Annotated in this window: 20 protein-coding genes and 1 pseudogene; 11 read left to right on the top strand and 10 right to left on the bottom strand. The window is 39.6% G+C overall.

Going from position 1 to position 23383, the window contains the following annotated elements; genetic code table 11:
- Positions 1-76 precede the first annotated feature (76 nt).
- The 4 genes and pseudogenes from P4S65_RS01900 (at position 77) to P4S65_RS01885 (ending at position 6778) form a co-directional block, all read left to right on the top strand.
- Positions 77-2518, top strand: a complete 2442-nt coding sequence (locus P4S65_RS01900; protein WP_337119470.1) for a TonB-dependent receptor — start codon at positions 77-79, stop codon at positions 2516-2518.
- Positions 2519-2715: 197 nt separating this feature from the next.
- Positions 2716-4296: a sodium:solute symporter gene (locus tag P4S65_RS01895; protein WP_337119469.1), complete on the top strand. Its 1581-nt coding sequence runs from the start codon at positions 2716-2718 to the stop codon at positions 4294-4296.
- 10 nt (positions 4297-4306) lie between these two features.
- Positions 4307-5547, top strand: a pseudogene (locus P4S65_RS01890) (glycerate kinase type-2 family protein).
- 73 nt (positions 5548-5620) lie between these two features.
- The gene (locus P4S65_RS01885; RefSeq protein WP_002957728.1) at positions 5621-6778 is read left to right on the top strand and encodes an ROK family transcriptional regulator; all 1158 of its coding nucleotides are present in this window, start codon (positions 5621-5623) and stop codon (positions 6776-6778) included.
- Between the two features lie 294 nt (positions 6779-7072).
- Here the strand turns inward: P4S65_RS01885 and P4S65_RS01880 are convergent, their stop codons facing one another.
- Complete coding sequence (locus P4S65_RS01880; protein WP_007376559.1) at positions 7073-7999, bottom strand: manganese-dependent inorganic pyrophosphatase; 927 nt, start codon at positions 7997-7999, stop codon at positions 7073-7075.
- Positions 8000-8118: 119 nt separating this feature from the next.
- On the opposite strand from P4S65_RS01880, the gene P4S65_RS01875 reads away from it, so the two are divergent.
- Both P4S65_RS01875 and mutM read left to right on the top strand, forming a co-directional pair.
- On the top strand, positions 8119-8634 hold the full coding sequence (locus P4S65_RS01875) for a hypothetical protein (RefSeq protein WP_096793796.1): 516 nt from the start codon (positions 8119-8121) through the stop codon (positions 8632-8634).
- Positions 8634-9443, top strand: coding sequence for a bifunctional DNA-formamidopyrimidine glycosylase/DNA-(apurinic or apyrimidinic site) lyase (gene mutM / locus P4S65_RS01870; RefSeq protein ID WP_337119468.1), 810 nt, complete (start codon positions 8634-8636; stop codon positions 9441-9443). Before P4S65_RS01875 ends, mutM begins: the two co-directional genes overlap by 1 nt.
- Positions 9444-9661: 218 nt before the next feature.
- Here mutM and P4S65_RS01865 read toward each other — a convergent pair whose 3' ends face one another.
- From P4S65_RS01865 to lptD, 7 genes are all read right to left on the bottom strand, one after another.
- The gene (locus P4S65_RS01865; RefSeq protein WP_007376556.1) at positions 9662-11677 is read right to left on the bottom strand and encodes a methyl-accepting chemotaxis protein; all 2016 of its coding nucleotides are present in this window, start codon (positions 11675-11677) and stop codon (positions 9662-9664) included.
- A 137-nt stretch (positions 11678-11814) separates the two neighbouring features.
- A complete protein-coding gene (locus P4S65_RS01860) occupies positions 11815-12633 on the bottom strand; it encodes a symmetrical bis(5'-nucleosyl)-tetraphosphatase (protein ID WP_033038971.1) in 819 nt (272 codons plus the stop codon).
- Positions 12634-12649: 16 nt separating this feature from the next.
- Positions 12650-13039: a Co2+/Mg2+ efflux protein ApaG gene (gene apaG, locus P4S65_RS01855; RefSeq protein ID WP_007376554.1), complete on the bottom strand. Its 390-nt coding sequence runs from the start codon at positions 13037-13039 to the stop codon at positions 12650-12652.
- Positions 13023-13829 (bottom strand): 16S rRNA (adenine(1518)-N(6)/adenine(1519)-N(6))-dimethyltransferase RsmA, encoded by an 807-nt coding sequence (rsmA, locus tag P4S65_RS01850; RefSeq protein ID WP_007376553.1) that lies wholly within the window; start codon positions 13827-13829, stop codon positions 13023-13025. Before rsmA ends, apaG begins: the two co-directional genes overlap by 17 nt.
- A complete protein-coding gene (gene pdxA / locus P4S65_RS01845) occupies positions 13826-14818 on the bottom strand; it encodes a 4-hydroxythreonine-4-phosphate dehydrogenase PdxA (protein WP_008136591.1) in 993 nt (330 codons plus the stop codon). The genes rsmA and pdxA overlap by 4 nt, the downstream gene beginning before the upstream one ends.
- A gap of 2 nt (positions 14819-14820) precedes the next feature.
- Positions 14821-16116, bottom strand: a complete 1296-nt coding sequence (surA, locus tag P4S65_RS01840) for a peptidylprolyl isomerase SurA (RefSeq protein WP_007376551.1) — start codon at positions 16114-16116, stop codon at positions 14821-14823.
- Between the two features lie 39 nt (positions 16117-16155).
- Complete coding sequence (gene lptD, locus P4S65_RS01835) at positions 16156-18402, bottom strand: LPS assembly protein LptD (protein WP_096793794.1); 2247 nt, start codon at positions 18400-18402, stop codon at positions 16156-16158.
- Positions 18403-18514: 112 nt separating this feature from the next.
- Here lptD and P4S65_RS01830 point away from each other — a divergent pair, with 112 nt between their 5' ends.
- The 3 genes from P4S65_RS01830 to djlA are packed head-to-tail and all read left to right on the top strand — an operon-like array spanning position 18515 to position 21068.
- Positions 18515-19516, top strand: a complete 1002-nt coding sequence (locus P4S65_RS01830; protein ID WP_096793793.1) for an aminoglycoside phosphotransferase family protein — start codon at positions 18515-18517, stop codon at positions 19514-19516.
- A complete protein-coding gene (gene murU / locus P4S65_RS01825; RefSeq protein ID WP_096793792.1) occupies positions 19513-20172 on the top strand; it encodes an N-acetylmuramate alpha-1-phosphate uridylyltransferase MurU in 660 nt (219 codons plus the stop codon). The genes P4S65_RS01830 and murU overlap by 4 nt, the downstream gene beginning before the upstream one ends.
- Before the next feature lie 29 nt (positions 20173-20201).
- Positions 20202-21068: a co-chaperone DjlA gene (gene djlA / locus P4S65_RS01820; RefSeq protein WP_033028344.1), complete on the top strand. Its 867-nt coding sequence runs from the start codon at positions 20202-20204 to the stop codon at positions 21066-21068.
- On the opposite strand, the gene P4S65_RS01815 is transcribed toward djlA, so the two are convergent.
- Together P4S65_RS01815 and rluA are read right to left on the bottom strand one after the other, a co-directional pair.
- Positions 21051-21941, bottom strand: coding sequence for a DUF3530 family protein (locus tag P4S65_RS01815; protein ID WP_442961856.1), 891 nt, complete (start codon positions 21939-21941; stop codon positions 21051-21053). The two genes, djlA and P4S65_RS01815, sit on opposite strands and share 18 nt — an antisense overlap.
- Before the next feature lie 133 nt (positions 21942-22074).
- The gene (gene rluA, locus P4S65_RS01810; RefSeq protein ID WP_096793790.1) at positions 22075-22728 is read right to left on the bottom strand and encodes a bifunctional tRNA pseudouridine(32) synthase/23S rRNA pseudouridine(746) synthase RluA; all 654 of its coding nucleotides are present in this window, start codon (positions 22726-22728) and stop codon (positions 22075-22077) included.
- Positions 22729-22858: 130 nt separating this feature from the next.
- On the opposite strand from rluA, the gene P4S65_RS01805 reads away from it, so the two are divergent.
- Positions 22859-23086, top strand: a complete 228-nt coding sequence (locus P4S65_RS01805) for a ribbon-helix-helix domain-containing protein (RefSeq protein ID WP_033038999.1) — start codon at positions 22859-22861, stop codon at positions 23084-23086.
- Positions 23086-23373, top strand: a complete 288-nt coding sequence (locus tag P4S65_RS01800; protein ID WP_008136603.1) for a type II toxin-antitoxin system RelE/ParE family toxin — start codon at positions 23086-23088, stop codon at positions 23371-23373. Before P4S65_RS01805 ends, P4S65_RS01800 begins: the two co-directional genes overlap by 1 nt.
- Positions 23374-23383: the final 10 nt, after the last annotated feature.

The raw sequence follows: 23383 nt of genomic DNA, 5'->3' as shown, positions 1-23383 counted from the left end.
ACTTGATTATTTCGGCTTTGCTTAGCCTCACTCTAAGTAAATACACACAGACAACCAGCACAATTGGAGAATACCCGTGAATAAAACAACGATCGCCTCTATTGTATCTTTATGCCTTGCACAGGGCGCTTATGCGGCAGAAGAAGCTGCACCAGATACAGCAAAAAAAGCTAACAACGTTGAGCGTATTATCGTCTCTGGTACCAGTAAAGGGCGTGTTATTTCAGACACTCCACAATCAGTAACATCTATTAGCGAAGACGAGCTGGTAAAGCTGTCTTCAAGTAGCCAAGCGGATGTGCTTCGCTATATTCCGGGTATTAAAGTAGAAGGCGGTGGCGGTGAAGTCGCTACTAACCTACAAGTAAGAGGCTTACCTTCATCGGGTCAGTTTCAGTTTACGCCACTGTCGTATGACGGTTCACCTAGTTTGAGTGTTTTTGGTTTAAACTCATCGGCGTTTGATGTGTATTACCGTAATGATTTGGGTATTGAGCGCGTAGAGTTTGTGCGTGGTGGTGTATCTAATTTATTTGGCCAAGGTTCTGTGGCCGGTATTATTAACTATATTTCTAAAACGGGCAGTGATGATCCGCAAAGTACCGTACAAATGGAGCTTTCTGACCAAGGGCGTACTCGCTTAGGTTTTGCAACGAGCGGTCCACTTAACGAAGACGGCTTATATTATGCGCTTTCTGGCTTTTACCGTTACGACGAGGGCCCATTAGATACAGGCCTTGAGACTAAAGGTACACAGTTGCGTGGTAATATTCGTAAAGAATTTGATGATGGCTCTGGCTCATTTACTGTTTATGGACAGTACATTGACGACCAAGCTCAGTTTTACTTACCTATTCCACTTGATGGCGACAGCCGCGAGCGCTTAAGTGGTAATGATGGTCGTGAAGTCGAATCACTGCAAACGGCGCAAGTATCTAACTTAACCTACGATACAGCAAATGGTCGTTATGAATCGCCAATCAGCGATGGTGTAGTTACTAAAGGTGGCTCTATTTCAGTGGTGTTTGAAAAAGAACTCGCTAACGATTTTGCCATTAATATGCGCAGTAAATACGCTAAATATCAACACGAATTTAATCTATTTTTAGACGGCGACGGTATTATTAATGTACCTGAAAGCCAAGACGACTTTTTAGCTAACCGAGGGCTAGGTGATGCAAGCGGTGCTGAGTTTTCTTATGTTAATTCAGGTGTCGTACTTGCAAGTGATGACTTACTATTTGCTAACCGCATTTTAGACCGTGACCGCCCAGCTGAAGATTTTTCTGCAGAATTTAATATCATCAAAAGTATTTTTGTAGGTGATTTTAGCCACGATATTACAGTCGGTACATTTTTCTCGCACAGTGAAGCCGACGACGATAACGTTATTACAACTTACTTAGGTGAGTTTAATAACAATCCTCGCTTAATCGACTTAACGTATACCGATGTTAATGGCGACGAGGTTCAGTACACTCAAAATGGTATTAGTGGCCCAGGCATTTCTTATACTAACCAAACCATTAGCGCTACCCGCAGAGCATTGTACGTAGCGGATCAAATGGAAAGCGACGATTGGATTTTTGACTTTGGTGTTCGCTACGAAGAAATTGAAGGAAAAATTAGTCGCGAAGGCAGCCAAGTAGTTCAGGTTTCTGATGATCCAACGCTTGCACCTAACTTACAAGTTAACACTACGGGCAGTGGTGTAATGACTTACGGCGAAGTCGACACGTCTGAATTTGCTGTATCAGGGGCGGCGTTATATCGCTTAACTGATAATTTAAATATATATGCCAATGCATCGCGTGGGTTTTTCTTCCCCGAAATTAGAGGTATTCAGTTTAACGATTTAGGCGAGCCTGCCAGCTACGAAGCCGAAATTGTTGAGCAAGGCGAGCTAGGTGTTAAGTTTTTTGATAACGACTTTAGCGGTAGCATTGCGTTATTTAGAACTGACTTAAAAGACAGACGCAGCGTAGACTTTGTAAATGATGGTAATGGGGGCGTATTAGAGCTGCCAGTGATGCAATCAACTAAAGCAACGGGTGTTGAGCTTACCGGTCGTTACGATATTACCGATGAGTGGGCTGTTGATGCCAACATGACCTATACCGATCACGAGTTTACTGAATTTGACTCAGACCCTTCTATTATTGGTAACGAATTACGTCGTAAACCAAAAATATTATTTAACTCATCTATTAGCTACACCGCAGATAACTGGGATGCATCGATTTACCATAACTTTACCGGTAAAAATTTTGCTAATGACTCAAACTCTGTGGAACTTGATTCATTCCACTTATTTAGATTTGATGCAGGCTATAACTGGCAAGTTGCACCAGAGCAAACAGTACGCTTAAGCGTTGGGGTATTTAATCTGTTTGATTCTGACGGTGTTACTGAAGGTTCACCTCGTCTAGGTAATAGCCAAACGGCAGATAACCCATATTTTGTAGGTCGCCCAATTCTCCCTCGACGCGTTACTTTAAGAGTTAAATACGACTTTTAAATAAATGCTTTATGCCTATTAACCTACTTTGGGGTTAATAGGTTTTTTGCATTGTGATGTATTTTTCAGCTAAGTTAGCTACAGGTTTATCTTTTTGATTAGGTTCGTTTATTTAAAAAGGTAAGGGCAGGTAGCCATTTGGTATTTAATTTTTGAAAAGGCGCAGTGTTTTCATATTGTGAATACGCGAATTAATTATGAATATATTAGATTTTTCAATAGTTGCTCTTTATCTTGGTGCCTTATTGGTAATGGGATTTATGCTACGCGAACAAACCAATAAAAATGATTACTTTTTAGGGGGTAAAAGCTTAGGTTGGAAGCCTTTAGCTTTGTCGGTAATGGCCACTCAGCTTTCGGCTATTAGCTTTATTTCGGCTCCTGCATTTGTTGGTTTGCGTGAAGGCGGTGGTATGCAATGGCTCTCGTATGAGTTGGGTGTTCCGCTGGCGATGATTTTAATTTTAGCGACTATTTTACCCAAGCTTTATAAAAGCGGCATTGTCAGTATTTACGATTATTTAGAAGTGCGCTTTGGCCGCTCAACCCGTGTGCTTATTAGTGTGGTGTTTCAATTTAGCCGTGCGTTTGCGACCGGCATTATGATCTACGCGGTATCGCTTATTTTACAAGGCACCATGGGAATAGAAGCATGGCAAGCAATTGTACTAACGGGAGTTATAACCGTTTTGTATTCACTGCAAGGTGGGATGAAAGCTGTAGTGTACGGTGATGCGATTCAAATGATCATCATTGTACTGGGTACTATTGCTTGTATAGGGTTTGGACTGTATCACTTAGGTGGGGTTGATACCTTCATTGCCAATGTTGATTCGAGCCGATTAGAAGCGATTAAGTTTGATTCATTTGGTTTTAGTGGTGATGGCTTTGGCTTTTTACCGATGATTTTTGGTGGTGTGGTACTTTACGCCTCTTACTACGGATGTGACCAAACGCAAGCGCAACGTGCGCTCAGTGCAAAAGATCCTAAAAACCTACGCTACATGATTTTAGCAAATGGTGTAGTGCGCTTTCCTATTACTATTTTATATTGTGTGTCGGGTTTAATTGTTGGCACATTGGCAATGAGTAATCCTGAATTTTTAGCAAAAATTCCAGCAGATAACCCTGATTGGATGATGCCTATATTTATTTTAGATTACCTCCCGCACGGCTTAATTGGTTTGTTAGTTGTCGCTATTTTGTCGGCAGCGATGTCGTCACTTAGCTCTGCAATTAATTCACTTTCGGCGGTAAGTATTGAAGATTACAGCCGTATTTCTAATAAAGAGCTAGACCAACCATCTTACTTAAAGTTAGCTAAATACTTAGGTTTAGCATGGGGTGCAATTACCTTAGTACTATCACTTTTTGCCGGTGACATAGCGCCGACCATTATTGAAGCTATTAACAAAGTCGGCTCGCTATTTTATGGCCCAATACTGGCGGTATTTTTAGTTGCTGTATTAAGTAAACGCAGTGCTGCATTGCATGCCAATATTGGCTTAATTAGTAGTGTATTAATTAACTTATTGGTGTCGGTATTTGCGCCTGATATTTTCTGGTTTTGGTGGAATTTTATCGGTTTTGTAAGCGCCGCTGTGATTATTTATGTTACGAGTCGTTTAATTTCAAGAGAGGTAAACGAAGTCACAAAAGTACAAAATGCCGAGACCGTATCAAACTCAATTTTAACTGGCAAAGATATCGTTATGCTACTTAGTATGTTTATTGTGATGATATTAATTTGTTTAGCTATTCCTTCAATTTTTTCGTGAGCTGTGACTAATGGATTCTAAAAAGTCGTTTTTAATTGATTTATTTACCACTGCGGTAAATGCCTGCAAACCGAGTGCTTGCATGAGTAAGTATTTAGAAAATATAGATGCAAGCAAAGGTTTGTGTGTAGTAGGGGCGGGTAAAGCCGCCGCTGAAATGGCCGCCGAAGTTAATCGCTTTTATGGTGATAAATGTTTTGGCGCAGTGGTAACGCGTTATGGCTACGAAAGTAGCGGTGATACTGGGCGAATTAAAGTGCTTAGTGCAAACCACCCAACACCAGACGATAACAGCTTAGCTGCTGGCAAAGAGTTATTGGAACTTGTAAAAAATAATCCGGCTGATATTCCTATTTTGTTTATTATTTCGGGGGCGGTTCGTCGTTGATGTGCCTACCTGTTGATGATGTGCCTTTTTCACAAAAGCAAAAGCTTAATCAGTTTTTACTTAGAAGTGGTGCAAGCGTTGATGAAATAAATGTAGTGCGTAAGCAGTTGTCACTTGTTAAAGGCGGTAAGTTAGCGCAGGCCGCTAAGTCTAATTACGTTACGCTCATTATTTCAGATGTAGTAGGGGACAAACCAAGTGATATAGCATCGGGCCCTACTATTAGCGATGGCAGTACTAAAGCCGATGCACTGGCTATTTTACAAAAGTACAATTGGCCGGTAATTGCAGAGGTTGAAGCGCATTTATTAAAACCAGAGCAAGAACGAGTTGCTGATACCGTGGGTGAGTACTTTATTGTTGCAAATGCGCAGCATGCTATTGATAGCGCTATAAGTGTTGCACAGCATCAAGGCTGGGAAACCCAGGTACTAGGGTATGATATTCAAGGCGAGGCTAAAGAGGTTGCAAAGCAACATGCGGCTATCGCTCTTGATCAAAAAGCCCAAGGCAAGCGCGCTATGTTGTTCTCTGGTGGCGAGCTTACCGTAACCGTTGCTGATGTTTATGGCGATGGCGGGCCGAATCAAGAATACTTAATGGCGTTGGCTGAGGCACTTAATGGCGAAGCGGGTATTTACGCACTTGCTTGTGATACCGATGGTGTAGATGGTAGTAAAGATGTAGCGGGTGCGTATATAAATAGCAGTACGATTGCTCGCGCACAAGATGCTGGCGAAAACTTACACGCACAGTTAGAAGGTCATAATAGCCATCAGTTTTTTAAAGCCATTGATGATTTAATTATTACTGGGCCAACTAACACAAATGTGAATGATTTTAGAGTGATAGTGATTGAGTAGACGCGTTTGCCCACTTGTTCTTTATAATGGTTTCACGTAATCTTGTGCTCCAATTTTGTTAGGGTTAATACCTATGTTTTCGTTAAACAACAGTAACTTATTACGCTCTGGTTTTGAGCTTGGAAAAGGCGAAAAGCTATTTCAAGATATTGAGCGCGATATTATAAAAGTGGTGTTTTGGGAAAAGTGCGTAACTCAAAGTCATATTGTGAGCGCAACTCGTATTCCACAGCAAACTGTGTCGCGTTTACTTAAGTCGTTAACCCAACACGGTGTAATTGTACAAACTGATACGCTAATTCCTAATAAAAAAGGTAAGCCTGGGTTTGGCATTGCCCTTAATCCCGATTACGGATTTACCTTTGGCTTAGCTATTTTGCTTGATGCTATTTCGCTTGCTGTAATGGATTTTACGGGAAAGGTGGTTTACACCCATATGCAGTTAATGTCGGATATGAGCATTAATAATGTACTTAAATGTGCACAAAAGCTGGTGGAAGATATAAGCGCTGAGCGTGACATTCCAAGTGAAAAAGTACTGGGAATGGGCGTGGGTATCTCTGGCTTTTTTAGCTCAATGGATGGAAAAATGAATACCCACCATATGCTAGAGGAGTGGTCGCAGGTTGATATTATCGATATTGTGTCGCAGCATTTTCAACTCCCTACTTGGGTTGTTAACGATGCTACAGGTGCAGCCGCAGGTGAGGGTGTTGCTGGTATTGGGCGCGAGTATAAAAACTTTGTTTATATGTTTGTGTCGGCCGCATTTGGTGGCGGTATTGTAAATAATGGTGACGTACTGCGCGGTACATACGGAAACGCAGGTGAGCTTGGCGACATGCTACCGCCTAAATTATATGCCCACCCCAATCTTGAATTACTAAAACGTATTTTGAAAAAAAATGGCGTAGCGGTTACTTCTATTTACGACCTGCATGACAACTTTGACCCCGATTGGCCTGGCGTTGAAGAGTGGTTGTTTAAAGTTCAAGACTCATTTGATTTAGTGGCAACCTGTTGCTCTGCATTATTAGATGCTGAAGCGATTATTATTGGTGGCCATATTCCAAAAGAGTTGGCTGAAAAAGTTATTGCACGAACTGAGGTTTATGCACAATTTAGACGTGGCGCTAAACGCCCTATGCCAAAGCTGGTGGTATCTAATATTGATAATTTTCCGGTATCAATTGGCGCAGCCACATTACCATTTAGAGAGTTGTGTTTGTAGCTTAATACCAATCCGCAATAATACTTAATCATTTTGCGGGGCTAAACGTGTCGTTACCTGCGTTAAAAAATTCTCATTTACGACTGCATGGATGCAGAAGGTAGAGCAATGCAGGAGCAATTGCCGAGAACAACTAAATATCGAATTTTTTGCCTAGCTATCAACACGTTTTTCCAGCCTCAAAATAGCTTATTTAATTAAGCGAATTGGTATAAGAAATACAAATTTTAAAAACAAAAAAGCCGATATTGTTTTATGCAATATCGGCTTTTTTAGTGCTATTTGTTAAAGCTATTAGGCTTTTGAAAACGCATCTTGCAGTGGTGGGACTACTTGCTTTTTACGGCTCAGGACACCATCTAACCATACTTTATCATTCTCTGGTTTTACACCGTAAGCCTGCTCAACTAAGTTTGCATCGTCAGATACAATTAGCATTTCTGAGCCTTCTTTCATTATGTCGGTAAGCAGTAAAAACACAGAATGGCGGTTGCCCTCTACTTTGAGCTTAGCAATATCGGCTGCAAGGTCTGCTTTAATATCGTCAAAAACAGCAAGGTCGATTACTTCTAGTTGGCCAATGCCTACTAAGTTACCGTTCATGTTGAAATCTTTAAAGTCACGCATTACTAAATCGCGCGCTGGTGTGTTTTCTACCGCAGATTTAACGCGGAACATATCCATACCAAGTTCTTTAAAGTCTTCTACGCCTGCAATTTCAGCTAGCGCTTCAACACATTTAATATCGGCAGTAGTACATGTTGGTGATTTAAATATGACTGTGTCGCTTAAAATTGCGCACAGCATAATACCAGCGATGTCTTTAGGGATTTCTACACTGTAAAAATCGTACATCATTTTAATAATGGTGTTCGAACAGCCAACAGGGCGAATCCAACATTCAAGCGGAGTCGATGATGTTAAGTCACCTAGTTTATGGTGATCTACCACACCAACAACGCGAGCTTGGTCGATATCATCGGGTGCTTGTGTTTTTTCTGTGTGATCCACAATGTAAACGTCTTCGCCAGCGTAGCTTAATTTTAGCTCTGGTGCTTCGAAGCCAAATTTATCAAGGATAAATTGAGTTTCTGGTGAAATTTCACCAAGACGTGTTGGAATTGCTGGCTCATCGATTTGGTTTTTTAAATAAGCCAGTGCAATTGCACCACAAATAGAATCTGAATCTGGGATTTTATGGCCCACTACATACATAGACATTGACGGAACTCCTTTAAATTTGCCGATATTCTAACAAAGTCTGCACGGTTTAACATATAGACAGTGCAATTAAGTTTTAGTTACACTTTAAAATCTTGAATTAAATAGGAAGTGTGCACATGCAACTTGGTCGCAAAGGTTGGAACAACGTTATTATTTTTTCAATGTTGATTATGATCTTCTTTTTAAATGGCTGGCATAAGCAACTTTTTAATTCAGCTGATGAGTCTTCGGTACAGCCTGTATTACCAATTCAAAGCTTTGTATTGACGCTGACATTTGTTGATCAAAAAATTGAGCGTATTGGAACTAGTTGGCGTACAACAATGTTACAAAAAGATGCGCCATTTATCTGGCAAGCTTCTGAGCAACAACTTAGTGATTTAATTAACCAATGGCAAAGCGCGCAGTTAATGGGTGTTAACGAATCTGTTGTTTTTAATCCTAATGCGCCTTTATATGTTGCTACATTTGAGTTGGCTGGTGAGAGTTTACCTTGGATTTATTTGCTTTATAAAGGCGATGGGCAATATTACTTACTCGAAAAGAGTAGCCAACGAATACTCGCACTCGATTTAAAAACTGCACAGCAGTTATTTCCTAGTTTTGATTTTTCACAAAGTGAGTCTAATTAATGCCTGAATTACCAGAGGTAGAAGTGAGCCGAATGGGCATCACTCCCCACGTACAAAACCAAGTTGTCACAAAGGTAAATATTTACAATGGCAGTATGCGCTGGCCAGTGCCAGATGACGTGTATCAACTTGAAGGGCTAATTGTTACTAGTATTGAACGACGAGCTAAATATTTACTATTACATTGTGAGCTTGGCAGCACTATTTTACATTTGGGTATGTCAGGTAATTTACGTGTTGTAGATAAAAGTGAGCCGCTTAAAAAGCATGACCATGTAGAGTTTATTTTTGGCAACGGTAAAGCACTGCGCTTAAACGATCCTCGTCGCTTTGGTTGTTGCTTATGGCAAGAGCCAGGGCAAGTACATAAGCTACTCTCTAAGCTTGGTCCTGAGCCGCTTACCGATGATTTTTTTGCTAAACGTGTGTATGAACAATCGCGCAATAAAAAAGTACCCGTAAAGCAGTTTATTATGGATAACGCAGTGGTAGTCGGTGTTGGTAACATCTATGCGAATGAATCGTTATTTAAAGCGGGTATACATCCAAAGCGAGAAGCGGGAAAAGTTTCACAAAAGCGCTATCAAGCACTTATTCCTATTATAAAAGACACGCTTGCTGCGGCTATTATGCAAGGTGGTACTACGCTTAAGGACTTTGCACAAAGCGATGGTAAACCAGGGTATTTTGCACAAGAATTATTAGTATATGGGCGTAAAGGCAAGCCATGTATGACATGTGAAAGCGAACTGCAAGAAATACGGCTAGGGCAGCGCAGCACCGTTTTTTGCAGTCATTGCCAAAAGTAATAACACCAGCCTTCTTAATGAAGCGCATTGGCATAAGTAACCTGAACTCTGGATAATAAATCTATCTGGCTAGAGAAAATAAATTTAAATATCACCATGATTCAATACGTTAGTAAACTTCGTAACCAGAGCTCAGGTTAAGTACTTTATTTAAGTAAACAAAAAACCCCGTTGATACTTGGTATCAACGGGGTTTTTGTTTGCGCTAATTGCGTTATTTAAACTTTAAACTCATCGACTGATAAACGAAGTTCTTCAGCAAGTTTTGCTACTTCTGAACTTGAGATGTTTGTTTGGCTTGCGCCTTCAGCGGTTTGTTCTGCAATGGCTACGATTGATTCTAAGCGTTCACTAATCTCTTGTGCTACTTGTTGTTGCTCTAATGCAGCAGTTGATATTTCTTCACTGACATCGTGAGCTTGAGATACCGCAAATGTAATAGAATCAAGCGCGCTACTAGCTAAGTCTGTTTGCTCAACACACGATACAGCACGTTGTTTACCTTTGCTCATTGCTGTTACCGCAGCTTCTGCGCCTGTTTGTAGCGATTCAATCATTGATTGAATTTCTTGAGTCGACTCTTGTGTTTTACTTGCTAAAGAGCGAACTTCATCGGCTACAACCGCAAAGCCTCGGCCATACTCACCAGCACGTGCAGCTTCAATTGCAGCATTAAGTGCTAATAAGTTTGTTTGGTCTGCAATACCGCGTATTACATCTAATATGCTACCAATTGATGCGCTATCTTGATGTAGTTTATTGATAACTTGAGAGGCGTCGTCTACTTCACGAGCAAGCTGCTCAATCGTCGCTTTATTGTTGTTAGAAATACCTTTAACGCGTTCGGCTTCTTTGTCAGCATTTTTAATTTCACTAAGCGCTTGTTGAGCACTGTTGCTAACTGTTTGCGATGTACTGCTCATTTCAGTGGTTGCAGTTGCTGCTTGTTCAACTTGTGCTTGTTGATTGCGAATTGCTTGGCTTGATTCTGCAGTAATTGCAGACGTTTCTTCTGAAGCGGCGGCCAGTTGAGTCGAGCGAGAAATAATGCCTTTAATTAAGCTGCGCAAGCTATCAATTAAAGTATTACAACTTTTAGATAGTTCGCCAAACTCATCTTTAGCAGTGTCATCTAAGCGTTGTGTCATGTCGCCACTGGCAACAATATCTAAAATACGATTAACTTCAGCAAGCGGTTTGGTTATACGACTAACTGTAATAATGGCAATTGCTATCGCTAGAAGTGTTGCGATAACCATCCCTACCCATGTCCATAAATTAGCTGAATCTACATCGCTGCGCACACCTTTTTGTAACTCAAAGGCAACATTGCTTGCTTGTGCAACTAATTCATCAATTTGATTAAGTGCCATTTTCGTTGCTTGCTCTGATTCGGCAAGCTCTCTTTCGGTCAGTGTGATTGAGTCAATTAGGCGTTTTTTATTTGCAGCTAAACCACTATTACCTTTAATATTATTTTCGAGGGTATCTACATACTCTTTTAAGTTATTGAATAAATCACTGTGAGTTTGCTCTATAGCAGGCTTTATTAACGCTAGAGTGCGTGTTACTTCATCAAAATAGTAGCTTTGTTCGTTTTTAACAATATCAAGTGTATTGAGTGTTTTAACTGTCAGCATGTCGGTACTATTACTTACAACCGACATAAAGTTATTCTCTAAATTATTAGCCGCTTGGAATGCGCGTGCATGATTTTGCTCAAAACCGTCTATGTCCAAAATGTCGAGTACGACAGAATTTGCATCTTCAGCGTTAAGTTCGATAATTTCTAATTGAGACTTTAATGTTTTGTTAAGTGCTAATTGTTTACTCTTATCTACAAGCAAGCTCTCTACAGTACTTAAAAAACTTAGGTAGGTTTGTTCTACATTTCTACTGCTTTGGTTTAAAGCTGGATCATCTTTTACGACTGCTTGTAGTTCGCTATGAAGGCTATTAAATAGCTGTTTTTGTTCGAGTACTTGTTTTTTTATTGGCGCCAGTTCATTTGCAGATGAAGTGTAAAAACTCGCTTGAGCGGCTTTACTCATTAAAATGAATTCAGCTTGTAACTCAGAGCTTTTATTCAGAGCTGGAAGTGATAGTTGGTTCACTTTTTGAGTTGAGCGGTCAATATTTGCTATTTTTATTAAAGAATTGCCACCAATTATTAAAAGTAATAGCGTGATAAATATAAAACCACCCCAAATACGTTGGCTTACTGTTAGATTCATATAGGTTTCCACTCAAAAGTACTTCAGTTAGAACTTATCGGCGTTTGTACTGATAAGTTAAGTAATTAAAATCAATTACTTTAATTAATTTTAATTATTAGTCTATAAATCTAACAGATGTATTAGATTATTTCAGGTTATTTAGACAAAAGGTGGGATTTTTCTACAATTTTTTGTTTGCTAGGTAGTTTCATTAGCGTCATGCTGTTACCCCACACACACCCTGTATCTAAAGCGTGTACACATTTATGGTTTGTATTACCTTCAAGGGCAGCCCAGTGCCCAAAAATAATATCCTGTTTAATGTTTAATATATTTGGATGCATAAACCAAGGTGTTAACTCATTATTATTGATTGTTGCGCCTTTTGCACTAAGTTCTAGTTGATTATTACTTGTTAAAAAGCGCATTCGAGTAAAATAATTAACTATGTATCTAAATTTTTCAAAGTCGTCTAGATCATTATGCCATTTCACAGGGTGTGGCTTATACATTTGCTCAAAGAAGGTTTTTGCATTATTTGATTGGTAACAGCTTTGCGCAAACTGTGCATATTTTAACGCATTTTCAATTGACCAATCAGGGTTAAGACCAGCATGAGATATAAAGCTATTATATTTTTTTAAGTATAAGGCAAGAGGCTGAGTTTGAAGATATTCAATGTAATGGGTGAGTTTATGGCTATTGAATATTGGGCTAAGTTTGTCTTTTGGGTTAGTTGGTTTATTTAAGTAATAGCAGGCAATCATATGCAAATCATGATTGCCAAGTGTAATCGTTATGCTGTCTTGGTTTTGGTAAATGTAATCTAAGCAGGCTAAAGAGTCTGGTCCGCGAGCGACTATATCTCCTACTAAGTAGAGGTGATCTTTACTTGGGTTAAAATCTACCCGCTGTAGCAAGGTGCTAAATTCGCTAAAGCATCCTTGTAAATCACCTATTACATAATCAGCCATACAATTTAGTTATCATTTAGTGCAAAATATTAGGGCAAGCTAAGCGAAACACGTTAATAGGTGCTTGAAACTCAGAACCAAATTCATTGCGTAAAGTATAATGCCCTTGCATAGTGCCTACTGGTGTATCAAGTATAGCTCCACTGGTATATTTGTAGCTTTCACCAGGGCCTATGGTTGGCATTTCGCCAACAACACCTTCACCTTCTACTTCAGTTTCTTTGCCATTTGCATCTGTAATTAACCAATAGCGGCTAAGTAACTTAGCGCTACACAGACTATGGTTTCGAATAGTTACCGAATAGGCAAATACGTATTTTTCGATCTCTGGTTGAGACTGGCCTTCTACGTAAAATGTTTCTACAGATACCTTAACAGGCGATCCAATATTACTGCTTGTTGTCATAAATCCAATTAGCTATATCAATAAATTGTTGTAAAGATAAGCGCTCAGCGCGCAACGTTATGTCTATCCCAATGCTTGTAAGCTCTTCTGCTGTTAGTAAGTTGCCCAAGCTGTTGCGCAGTGTTTTACGGCGCTGATTGAAGGCTTCCAAGCACACAGTGTTTAGAATTTTAACGCTTTTAGCCGTGCGTTGTTCTGGCTTTTTAGGGATTAAACGAATAACTGCAGAATCAACCTTAGGTGCTGGCTTAAAGCACTCAGGTGGCACTTCTATCACTGGCATTGCATTACAGTAGTATTGAGTCATTACACTTAAACGGCCAAAGGTTTTACTACCAGGGCCTGCAACCATACGCTTTACGACTTCTTTTTGTAGCATAAAATGCATGTGTTCAATATTGTCTGCAAATTCAAAAAGATGAAACAGTAAAGGCGTAGAAATATTATAAGGTAAGTTGCCAAACACTTTTAATTTTTTGTCGTCTCTTACTAGGCTTGCAAAGTCAAACGTCATTGCATCGCCTTGGTTAACGGTTAATTTAGGGCCTAAAAATGGGTGCTCAATTAAACGTTGTGCTAAATCTTTATCTAGTTCAACAACCGTTAGGTGGCCACTAAGATCAGCGACAGGCTCTGTAATAGCGCCAAGTCCAGGGCCAATTTCTACTAAGTTGTCTTCTGGTTTAGGATCGATTGCAGAGACTATTTTATCGATGATCATTTCATCAAATAAAAAGTTTTGCCCAAAACGTTTACGGGCGCGGTGTCCTAAATGTACTTTATCGGTCATTGATTTTGTGCTTTTTCTTGGGCGAGCTTAATTGCTTCGCGGATCGCTAATTCAAAACTGCCAACGTCAGCTGTACCTGTACCGGCTAAATCTAGCGCCGTACCATGATCAACTGAAGTGCGGATAAATGGTAAACCTAATGTAATATTCACAGAATTACCAAATCCCTTGTATTTTAGCACAGGTAATCCCTGATCGTGATACATAGCAAGCACAGCATCAGCTTCAGATAGATATTTATCTTGGAATAACGTGTCCGCAGGTAATGGACCTATTAAATTCATACCTTGGCTTCTAAGTACATCAAGAGTAGGTGTGATTGTTTCAATCTCTTCACGTCCTAAGTGGCCATCTTCTCCTGCATGCGGGTTTAAACCGCATACCAAAATACGTGGCTTTTCGATACCAAATTTAGTTTGTAAGTCGTGATTTAAAATACCCGCTACTTTAGTAAGACGTTCTTCGGTAATAGCACGCGATACATAAGCAAGTGGGATATGGGTTGTCACAAGTGCGACACGTAAGCCCTCAGTTGCCAGCATCATCACAACGTCAGCAGTATCTGATTGCTGTGCAAAGTATTCAGTATGGCCGCTAAAAGAGATACCAGCTTTGTTAATAATACCTTTATGGACAGGACCAGTTACAACAGCATCGAATGTACCATCCATGTTTTTTTCACTTGCGATACGCAAAGTGTCTAAAACGTATTGGCCATTACCGTCGTTTAATACCCCAAGTTCTACATCAACACCTAAATCAACTTGATGTATATAAACACTACCCGCAGGTGCTACTTTTGCGGGGGCATTTTCATCAAACTTAATTAAATTAATAGGCAAACCAAGATGTTTAGCACGTTCTTTAAGCAGTTTACCATCAGCTAGTACGACAAGCTGAGCATCCCACGCTTGCTGAGCAAGCGTAAGAAGTAAATCTGGGCCGATGCCTGCTGGCTCGCCCGGGGTAATCGCAATTCTTAAGGTCATATTTATTGGTCTGTAGGGAAAATTTCAACGTGAGCTTGCTCGCGCATTTCTTGTTGCCAGTTAAAACTTTCTTCTTTAAATTTACGATTGAACAACATGCCATGAGCACGATTGCGTTTAGCAAGCTCTGTTTTATCAGCTACACGTTTACCAAGTAACTGAACAATATGCCAACCAAATCGAGTTCTGAATGGTTCACTAATTTCATCTTGTTTAAGAGAAAGTAAAGTATCTCTAAAAGCTGGAACGTAAGTTGTTGGATCAGTCCAATCGTATTCGCCACCTTTGAGAGCTGAACCTGGATCTTCAGAATATTCTTTAGCTAGTTCACCAAAATCAGCGGTACCAGCACGTAAGTCTTTTGCAAAACCAGCAAGCATATTTCGTGCTTTTTCTTCGCTTAAGATAATAGAGGGTTTGATTAGTATATGACGTGAGCGCACTTCAGTTGTTTCTACAACTTGTAGTCCACGAATTTCTTGTACTTTAATTATATGAAATCCAGCGCCAGAGCGAAGAGGGCCAATAATAGCACCACTTTTTTTGCCTTTAACTGCTTCTGCAAATAATGATGGCATTTCATTAATACCCATCCAGCCTAGTTGTCCGCCTTCAAGTGCTTTTGAACCGCTTGATGACGAAATGGCAATACGTTTAAATTCTTGATCATCATTTAATAGTTCTATTACTTTATCTGCTCGTGTTTTTGCTGCAGATATTTCATCAGCAGTCGCATCATTAGGAATATCGATAAGAATGTGCCCGATATTATACTCTTCAGAGTTTTGTCCCTGACTTTCCATAATTTTTAGCAAATTATCAACTTCTTGATCGCTAATATAAATTCGGCGATCTACATTGGCGCGTGTAACTTGTTGAGTGGTTATTTCTTTACGGATTTCTTCACGGTATGCTTGAAAACTCTCGCCAGAACCTTCAATGGTTTTACGTAGATCAGCAATTGTACCGCCTTGTTCTTTTGCCATATTTGCTAGCGTTTGGTCTAGCTGGCTATCAGATATTTGTAATCCCATACGTTCAGCCATTTGCATCATCAATGTTTGGCTAACTAAGCGTTCTATTGCTTGTACACGTAAGGTTTCATCTTTAGGAAGTTGCTGCCCTTGCTCTTCGGCTTGTTTTTTAACACGATTTACAATGGTGTCTACTTCACTATTTAAAATAACGCCTTGGTTTACAACGCCAATCACCTTGTCGATTTCTACAGGGGCTGCTAATGCACTTTGGCAAAGGCTGATACTTAAAACTGTTGATACTAATAATTTTTTTAAAGTCATGTTCTCTTTACTACTCTTGCTAATAGTACTGTTGTGATACTAGTTACTAAGAAAATACGGTCTACGATAGCCAAAAATACCTTGTTGTAATAGTTTTTGTGCATCATAGCGGCTTTTACTACCCAGTCCTTTTAATACAAAATTAAAACCAATACTTGAGTCAAAAGTTGCTTGTTCTTGTCCTATTGACTGATTTAAGTCAGTTTCGATTTGGCGATGACCAGTAATTTGGAATGCCCAACAGCATGATTCATACTGTAATCCGCTCAATATTTCGATACTTCTGTTATTTTCAAGATCTCGATGATAGCTTGCAATAAATTGCCATTCGTCACTAATGGGAATACTTGTAAATACACCCGCTTGCTCGATTGTATTTCCTGAGACATCATTTGCATAGCGATGGTTCAATTGTACTAGCTGATTATTATCACCTTTGTAATCAAGTGTTACATTTGACTGAACCATTTGTTTACCATCTGTATCGTATTGAATACCTCCAGCAAGGTACCAACGTCGATGCCAATGTAACATGGTTTGGGCTGCAAATAGTGCATTATAATTAGTGTCTGAGTTTAAGCCTTGCTCTGTTGGTTTAGCTGAGTCACTTAAATAAAATATTTGTCCAGCGCTAAAGTTAAACACTTCTTCTTGTTTTTTATCAAACAAACGCGTTGTTGCACCCAATGTAAATTGGTTTGCAGCGGCAATGCGGTCAACACCCGAAAATCGAGTGTCTCTAAATAAGCCATAGTAATCGTCTTGTAGCTTAGTTGTATCGAATAACCCAATATCAGATTGGTCTTTATTGGGGGTATATAAATACTGAACTTGAGGCTCCAAGGTTTGAATACCATCTTCAATAAAAGATGATGTATTACGTTCAAAATTTAGTTGAGAATATAAACGAACTTTAGGGATTGTACGCGATACGCTTTCGCTGTATTGCGTGCCATCTAAATCACCATGTTGTTTATAATTTGTTTGCAATAAACTTACTTCAGATAAAAACGACCATGCATGTTGTTTGTAATCAAAGCGAGCTTTAGGCTCTAAATGCACTCGCGTTGCTTGATCTATAATGGCTGAGTCGTTAGTAAAATGACTGATTTCGCCAGAAACTGTAAAATCAAAATTATCAATACGCCATGGGGCTGTTTGAGTAAAGTTGATTTGAGGTATAGCGGTATATGATTCTAAGTGATCACCGAGTACTTCAAAGTTTTGCACTTTAATATCTGTACGCCATGTCTCACCTAAGTGTGTTAGTGCGCCAGTTCGGTAAAGTTGGGTATCGGTTTTATTTGCATAGTTAGAATCAAGATCAGTAATGTAATTGTCATCACTTACGTTGGTAATATCTACATTAGCTCGCCAGCTCTCACCTAAATAACTTCTTTGTTGCCAATGAAACATATAACGTGAATCAAGAGTTGGCTCTGAATCGTCTTTATTTAAGTACTCTACACCGACCAAACCTTCATGTTGCTCAGTTAAGTACCGAAACTCTGTTTGCAGTTGCAAGCCTTTACGAGACATATAGCGCGGGGTAATAGTGGCATCAAAATTTGGCGCTATGTTCCAGTAATAAGGTGTAATTGTTTCAATACCATAGCGATCTGAGCTGGAAATATTAGGCTTTAGTAATCCTGATTTACGACGTTCATCGAGTGCAAATGTAAAATAAGGCAAATATAAAACAGGTGTATCAAGAATTCTTAGCACCGCATTGTGAGTTTCGCCCCAGCCTTCCTCGCGGGATAAATTAATTTCGTCTGCTTCTATTTCCCATACAGGGCTTTGACCGGGACAAGCAGTAAAGCTTGCATTCATGAGCACTAAGCCAGAATCATTCACGGTCAGCTTTTCTGCACCACCTTTACCTTGTTGATCGGTTAAACTGTAATCTGCACCAAGTAGGCTAATTTCTGAGTTGCTTAAATCGGCGTTTAGCCCTTTGCTGCTTATTTGGCTAATTGTGTCACGATAAGTAATTGGTCCGGTTGCATTTAATAAACCACGCTGTTTATCTATCAACGCAGTTTGTGCGGACAAACTCATATTAACGGTGTTAATATCAACATTGCCGGTAAATTCAGCACTTTGAGTGCCGAGGAGCTCTACATCATCAGCTTTAATATCAACAGTACCAAGCTCAAGGCCTGGAAGTGGTTGCCAAGCTCTGGTTTGCATTGAAATGCCACAAAGGTTGTGCGTCAGTTCAGTTTCGGCAAGCGATGGTGCGCTAACTACGCTTAGCATCAATATGCCCCAGGTTTTGCTCATTTATTGACCTTAATGCTTTGTGATTAAATATAATTTGCACATAATAAAGGAAAATAATGGCAAATACAGTAATTGACCTAATTAACTTAGTTAAAAATAGATATCTTATAAAATGACACGCTTTGATAATTTACAACAATTTATAAACACACACTTTAATACGCAGCCTACTTTGTTAAATGCGATAACAGGGGATGCTAGTTTCCGTCGCTATTACCGTTTAACGTGCAGTAATGAGCATTTTATTGTGATGGATTCAGAACCCCAAAAAGTAAATAACGCGCCTTATATATTACTTAATAAGATATTTACCGAGCAAGGCTTTTTACTTCCAAAAATAATTGCTAGCGACGAGCAGCAAGGCTTTTTTATACTAAGTGATTTAGGCAGTAAGCATTTGGCTGATATGCTAGATGATGAAAATCGTATTGAGTATTACAAAGCTTTAATTATTTTAAGTGCTCAATGGGCAAAAACACCACCCTCAGCTGTTATGCAAGCTTACAATAAAGACTTTATAAAACTTGAGCTCGATATATTTAGTCAGTGGTTAGTAAACGACTTTATAGATGAATCCCCAACTGCAGCGTATCAAGCTATGTGGCAAACAAGCTGTGAGTTACTCACTCAGGCTATGCTTGTGCAGCCTACAGTAACCGTGCACCGTGATTATCACAGTCGAAATATTATGAATAGTAATGGCCTGTGGGCGATTATAGATTATCAAGATGCGGTACGTGGTCCGCTTTGTTACGATTTAGTATCGCTGCTTCGTGATTGCTATTTTAAACTTCCGGCAAAAGAGCTAAAAAGCTTGCTTGATTTTGCTTATAGCGAGTTCACTGCTCAAAATTTAATGGTTAATACCTCATTTGATGAGTTTAAATATTGGTTTGATTTAACCGGTATTCAGCGCCACTTAAAAGCAGCTGGTATATTTTGTCGATTATATTTACGCGACGGAAAAACGGGTTATTTAGATAATATTTTACCCACACTTGATTATATTATTGAAGTGGCTGCTAATTATCCCGAGCTTAAAGCATTGAGTGATTGGACTAAACATACCATAGTGCCAAAAGTGACTGAAAAGTTAGCAAAGGAGCGCACATGAAAGCGTTGATTTTAGCCGCAGGACGCGGACAGAGGATGATGCCGCTAACACAGAATATGCCAAAGCCAATGTTAAAAGTAGCAGAAAAACCACTTATTGAGCATCATATAAATAACCTCAAAGCTGCCGGAATTACCGATATTGTAATAAACCTCGCTTGGCAAGGTGATAAAATAAAAGATTACTTTAACGATGGCAGTCAATTTGGGGTAAACATACTTTACAGTCAAGAAGTTGAAGGTGGTCTTGAAACTGCTGGCGGTATTATTCAGGCGCTACCTCTACTTGGAGAGTCTTTCATTGTAGTTAATGGCGATGTATATACCGATTATGATGTAAGTGCGCTAATGCAGCTGCATTTGCAAGCGGGTGAGGCGCATATTGTGCTAATACAAAACCCACCACATAATCCAGATGGTGATTTTGCATTAAGTCATTTATCGCCAGAGAGTCAAAAGTATACATTCTCAGGGATCAGTCGGTATCAGGCTGATTTTTTCAAAGGGTTAACGCAAGGGAGGCGTCCTTTAGGGCCTATTTTACGTGAAAAGCTAAGTAAGCATGTAATCTCTACTGAGCTTTATATTGGTCAGTGGGATGATATAGGTACACCCGATCGTTTAAATGACTTAAACAAACGCCTTGCGGCGCATTAACTAAATTTTTTAAAAAGGCAGCATTATAAATGTGGGGAAAAATACTCGGTTTTTGTTTTGGCTTTATGTTTGGCAAAATTTTTGGTGCTATTTTAGGTTTATACCTTGGCCATTTATTTGATAAAAGCTTAAAAAGTAACTTTGATAAAGCGGGTGGCTTTTCAAGCTTGTTTAACGATGCAGATGTAAACGAGCGCCAAGCTTTGTTCTTTTCGAGCTGTTTTGCCGTAATGGGACATATTGCTAAATCGAATGGCAGAGTTAGCGAAGTGCATATAAAAGCCGCCAACTTGTTTATGGATGAAATGGGTTTGAAAGGCGAAGAGCGCCGCGAAGCACAGCAGGCTTTTCAGTCGGGTAAAGAGGGCGACTTCTCACTTAAAGAAACCGTGCACGACTTTAAAGAACGCTTTGCTAAGCGAAACGACTTGATGCAATTGTTTTTAGAAATACAAATTCAAATGGCATTCTCTGATGGGGTGTTAGCCGAACAAGAAAAGCAATTGTTAGCAGAGGTAAGTAAGCAGTTAGGGATTTCGAAAACGCATTTTGCATTTGTATTAAAACGCTATCAAGCAGAATTTAACTTTAGAAAGCAACAACAGCGCTTTAATCAACAGCAACAAAGCCAAGGGCAAAGTAGCAGCTACCGTGAAGGCTCGGGTCATCATGTCCCACCCAATAATAATATGAATCGTACACAGGCATTGGCGTTATTAGGGCTTAATGATGGTGTGACTGAGCGTGAGATAAAAGTAGCGTACCGTAAACTTATGTCCCAACATCACCCAGATAAATTGGTATCGCAAGGTTTACCAAAACACATGATGGAGCTTGCAGTTAAAAAGAGCCAAGATATTCAAGCGGCTTATGAATATTTAAAAAAGGCGGCGTAAAAAGCCGTCTATTTCTTTTGTAAGGCGTGCGTGTTGATCCGGTTGATCGCGCAGGCCAAATAGCTGGCGTTGGCGATAATCAAATTTAGCATTTCGGTTAACCCAGCGTTGGCGATTTTTAAGGCTCATTAAAATATCATTGCTGTCATTAGCATAGTAAATATCGAGTAAAGCTGGCGTAACAAGTGATGTTGTTTGGCTCAAATCTTTATTACGTTTAGTATTAGGTAAGTAACTGCTTAAACTTATAAATGCATCTACTCTCTGTTCTGGAAAGTCGGCATAGTGCTCAAGTAATACGCCAGCACTGGTACCTTGTGCAATAACCACTACGTTACCTGGCTCTTGCATTGCAGTTTGGTATAGCGCATTAAAGCGAGAAATCAGATTTATTTTATAATTGTCGAGTACCTCATTAGTCACTTTTTCTAAAGCATTAACATAATGAGGTTCTGCATTTTTCTTCATATCTGCAGTCGCAGGCTCTGTGCTTGTAGCTGCATCAGGTGTCGTTGTTTCTGCAGGCATTTCTGTTGATGAGTCTGGTATTTTGCTGGCTTGCCAGTCTATGTCGGGTACCGTCATTGCGTAAGTGGTATAGCCTAAGTTATTAAGTTCTTTTCGTAAAAAACTCATGCCAGCATTGTTTGTTGGCACTGATTGCCAGTCGGGTATAAGTAATACAACACCTCTAAAGTCGGCGCTCATATATTCGCTGTATAAACTCAAAAACTCGGTTTCACCTGCAAGTATTGATTTTATTTCGTCATTTGGAAGCAAGCGTTCAATATCGTTGTTTTCAATACTTGATAATGTAGGAGGGGCAATATGCTCTGCAGCTGTTACCTGTACGCTTAAAAATAGCGTACACATTAGTAATACGTTAAGTATACTTTTTAAAAACTGCGCAGATACCATAAGAAGCTCAAATAATGAATACTAATTAGGTATCGGCGTAGTACGGTAAAAGTTTAGCACTATGGCTTAATAATCATTAATGCAATGATTAAAACTCAGGTTCGGCTTCAAATGTAAGTACTTGCTCAGTTGTAGGGTGCTTCAACTTCAGCATTTGCGCGTGTAATTGTAAGCGAGGAGCTGCGGCAAGTGCGTCTTTATGGGCATAGAGCCTATCACCTAAAATAGGATGTCCTAAACTTAGCATATGCACACGTAACTGATGTGAGCGCCCAGTTATTGGCGTTAGCTCTACACGGGTAGCATCGGCTTCGCGCTCAAGTATTTTAAAGTGCGTAAGTGATGGCTTACCATTTTCGTGATCAACCATTTGTTTTGGGCGATTAGGCCAATCACAAATAAGCGGCAGATCCACGGTTCCCGTATCGACCTCAAGCTGCCCAAATACACGTGCAATATAACGCTTAGCGGTTTCGCGTTCTTGAAACTGCATACTTAAATGCCTGTGCGCTACTTTATTCATAGCAAGGCAAAGTATGCCCGATGTTGCCATATCTAAACGATGAACTATTTTAGCTGTTGGAAAAACACGATTAACACGGCTTATTAAACAATCGGCATGTTTAGGATCTTTACCCGGGACGGTTAATAACTCGCTTGGCTTATTAACGATGAGCAAATCGTCGTCTTGGAAAAGTATTGTTAAATACGGGCTCATTGGGGGATTATAGTTAACTAACACAGCCTGCCTTAATGATTTTTAAGGGCGCTATTTTAGTGGAGCGAGGCTGAAGGCTCAAGGGAAAAATTTATTGCGTGTTTTTTGTTCTGGTGTAAAATTACACCAACTATTGCAAGCAAGGTTTAATGTTATGGCTAGACAAAGTATTTCGCTTACTGAGCAAAATGATTTATGGCTGCGTAATCACGTTGAAAACGTGGGTGATTACGCAAATAAAAGTGAACTGGTAAACGACCTGATCAGGCGTGCTCGAAGAGCTGAGGTAATAAATAGTAAGCTTGCAAAGTCTGAGCAAAGTGGCTTTAGCACTCAATCTGCAGATGAAATGCTAGCAGAATTCAAATCAAGCACGAAGTAATGCGTACATACAAGCTTTCAAACGATGCTAAAGAAGATTTACGTCGCATTTACCAGTACGGCTGTGATGAATATTCACAACAGCAAGCAGATAATTATTTTTATGCTTTTTTTACTATGTTTGAAAAACTAGCAGCAAACCCTTATTTCTACCAATCAGTTGAGCATATACGTAAGGGTTATCGGCGAGCAGTCTGTGGTTCAGACAGTATTTATTACAGGGTTACCGAAGAAAATGTAGAAATTATGGCTATTTTGGGTGGACAAAATACACAAGAGTGGTTGTGAAAATTTAATC

The sequence above is a fragment of the Pseudoalteromonas sp. B131b genome (assembly GCF_037162545.1).
Lineage (GTDB): Bacteria > Pseudomonadota > Gammaproteobacteria > Enterobacterales > Alteromonadaceae > Pseudoalteromonas > Pseudoalteromonas fuliginea.
This window is presented reverse-complemented; position numbering and strand designations above follow the sequence as displayed.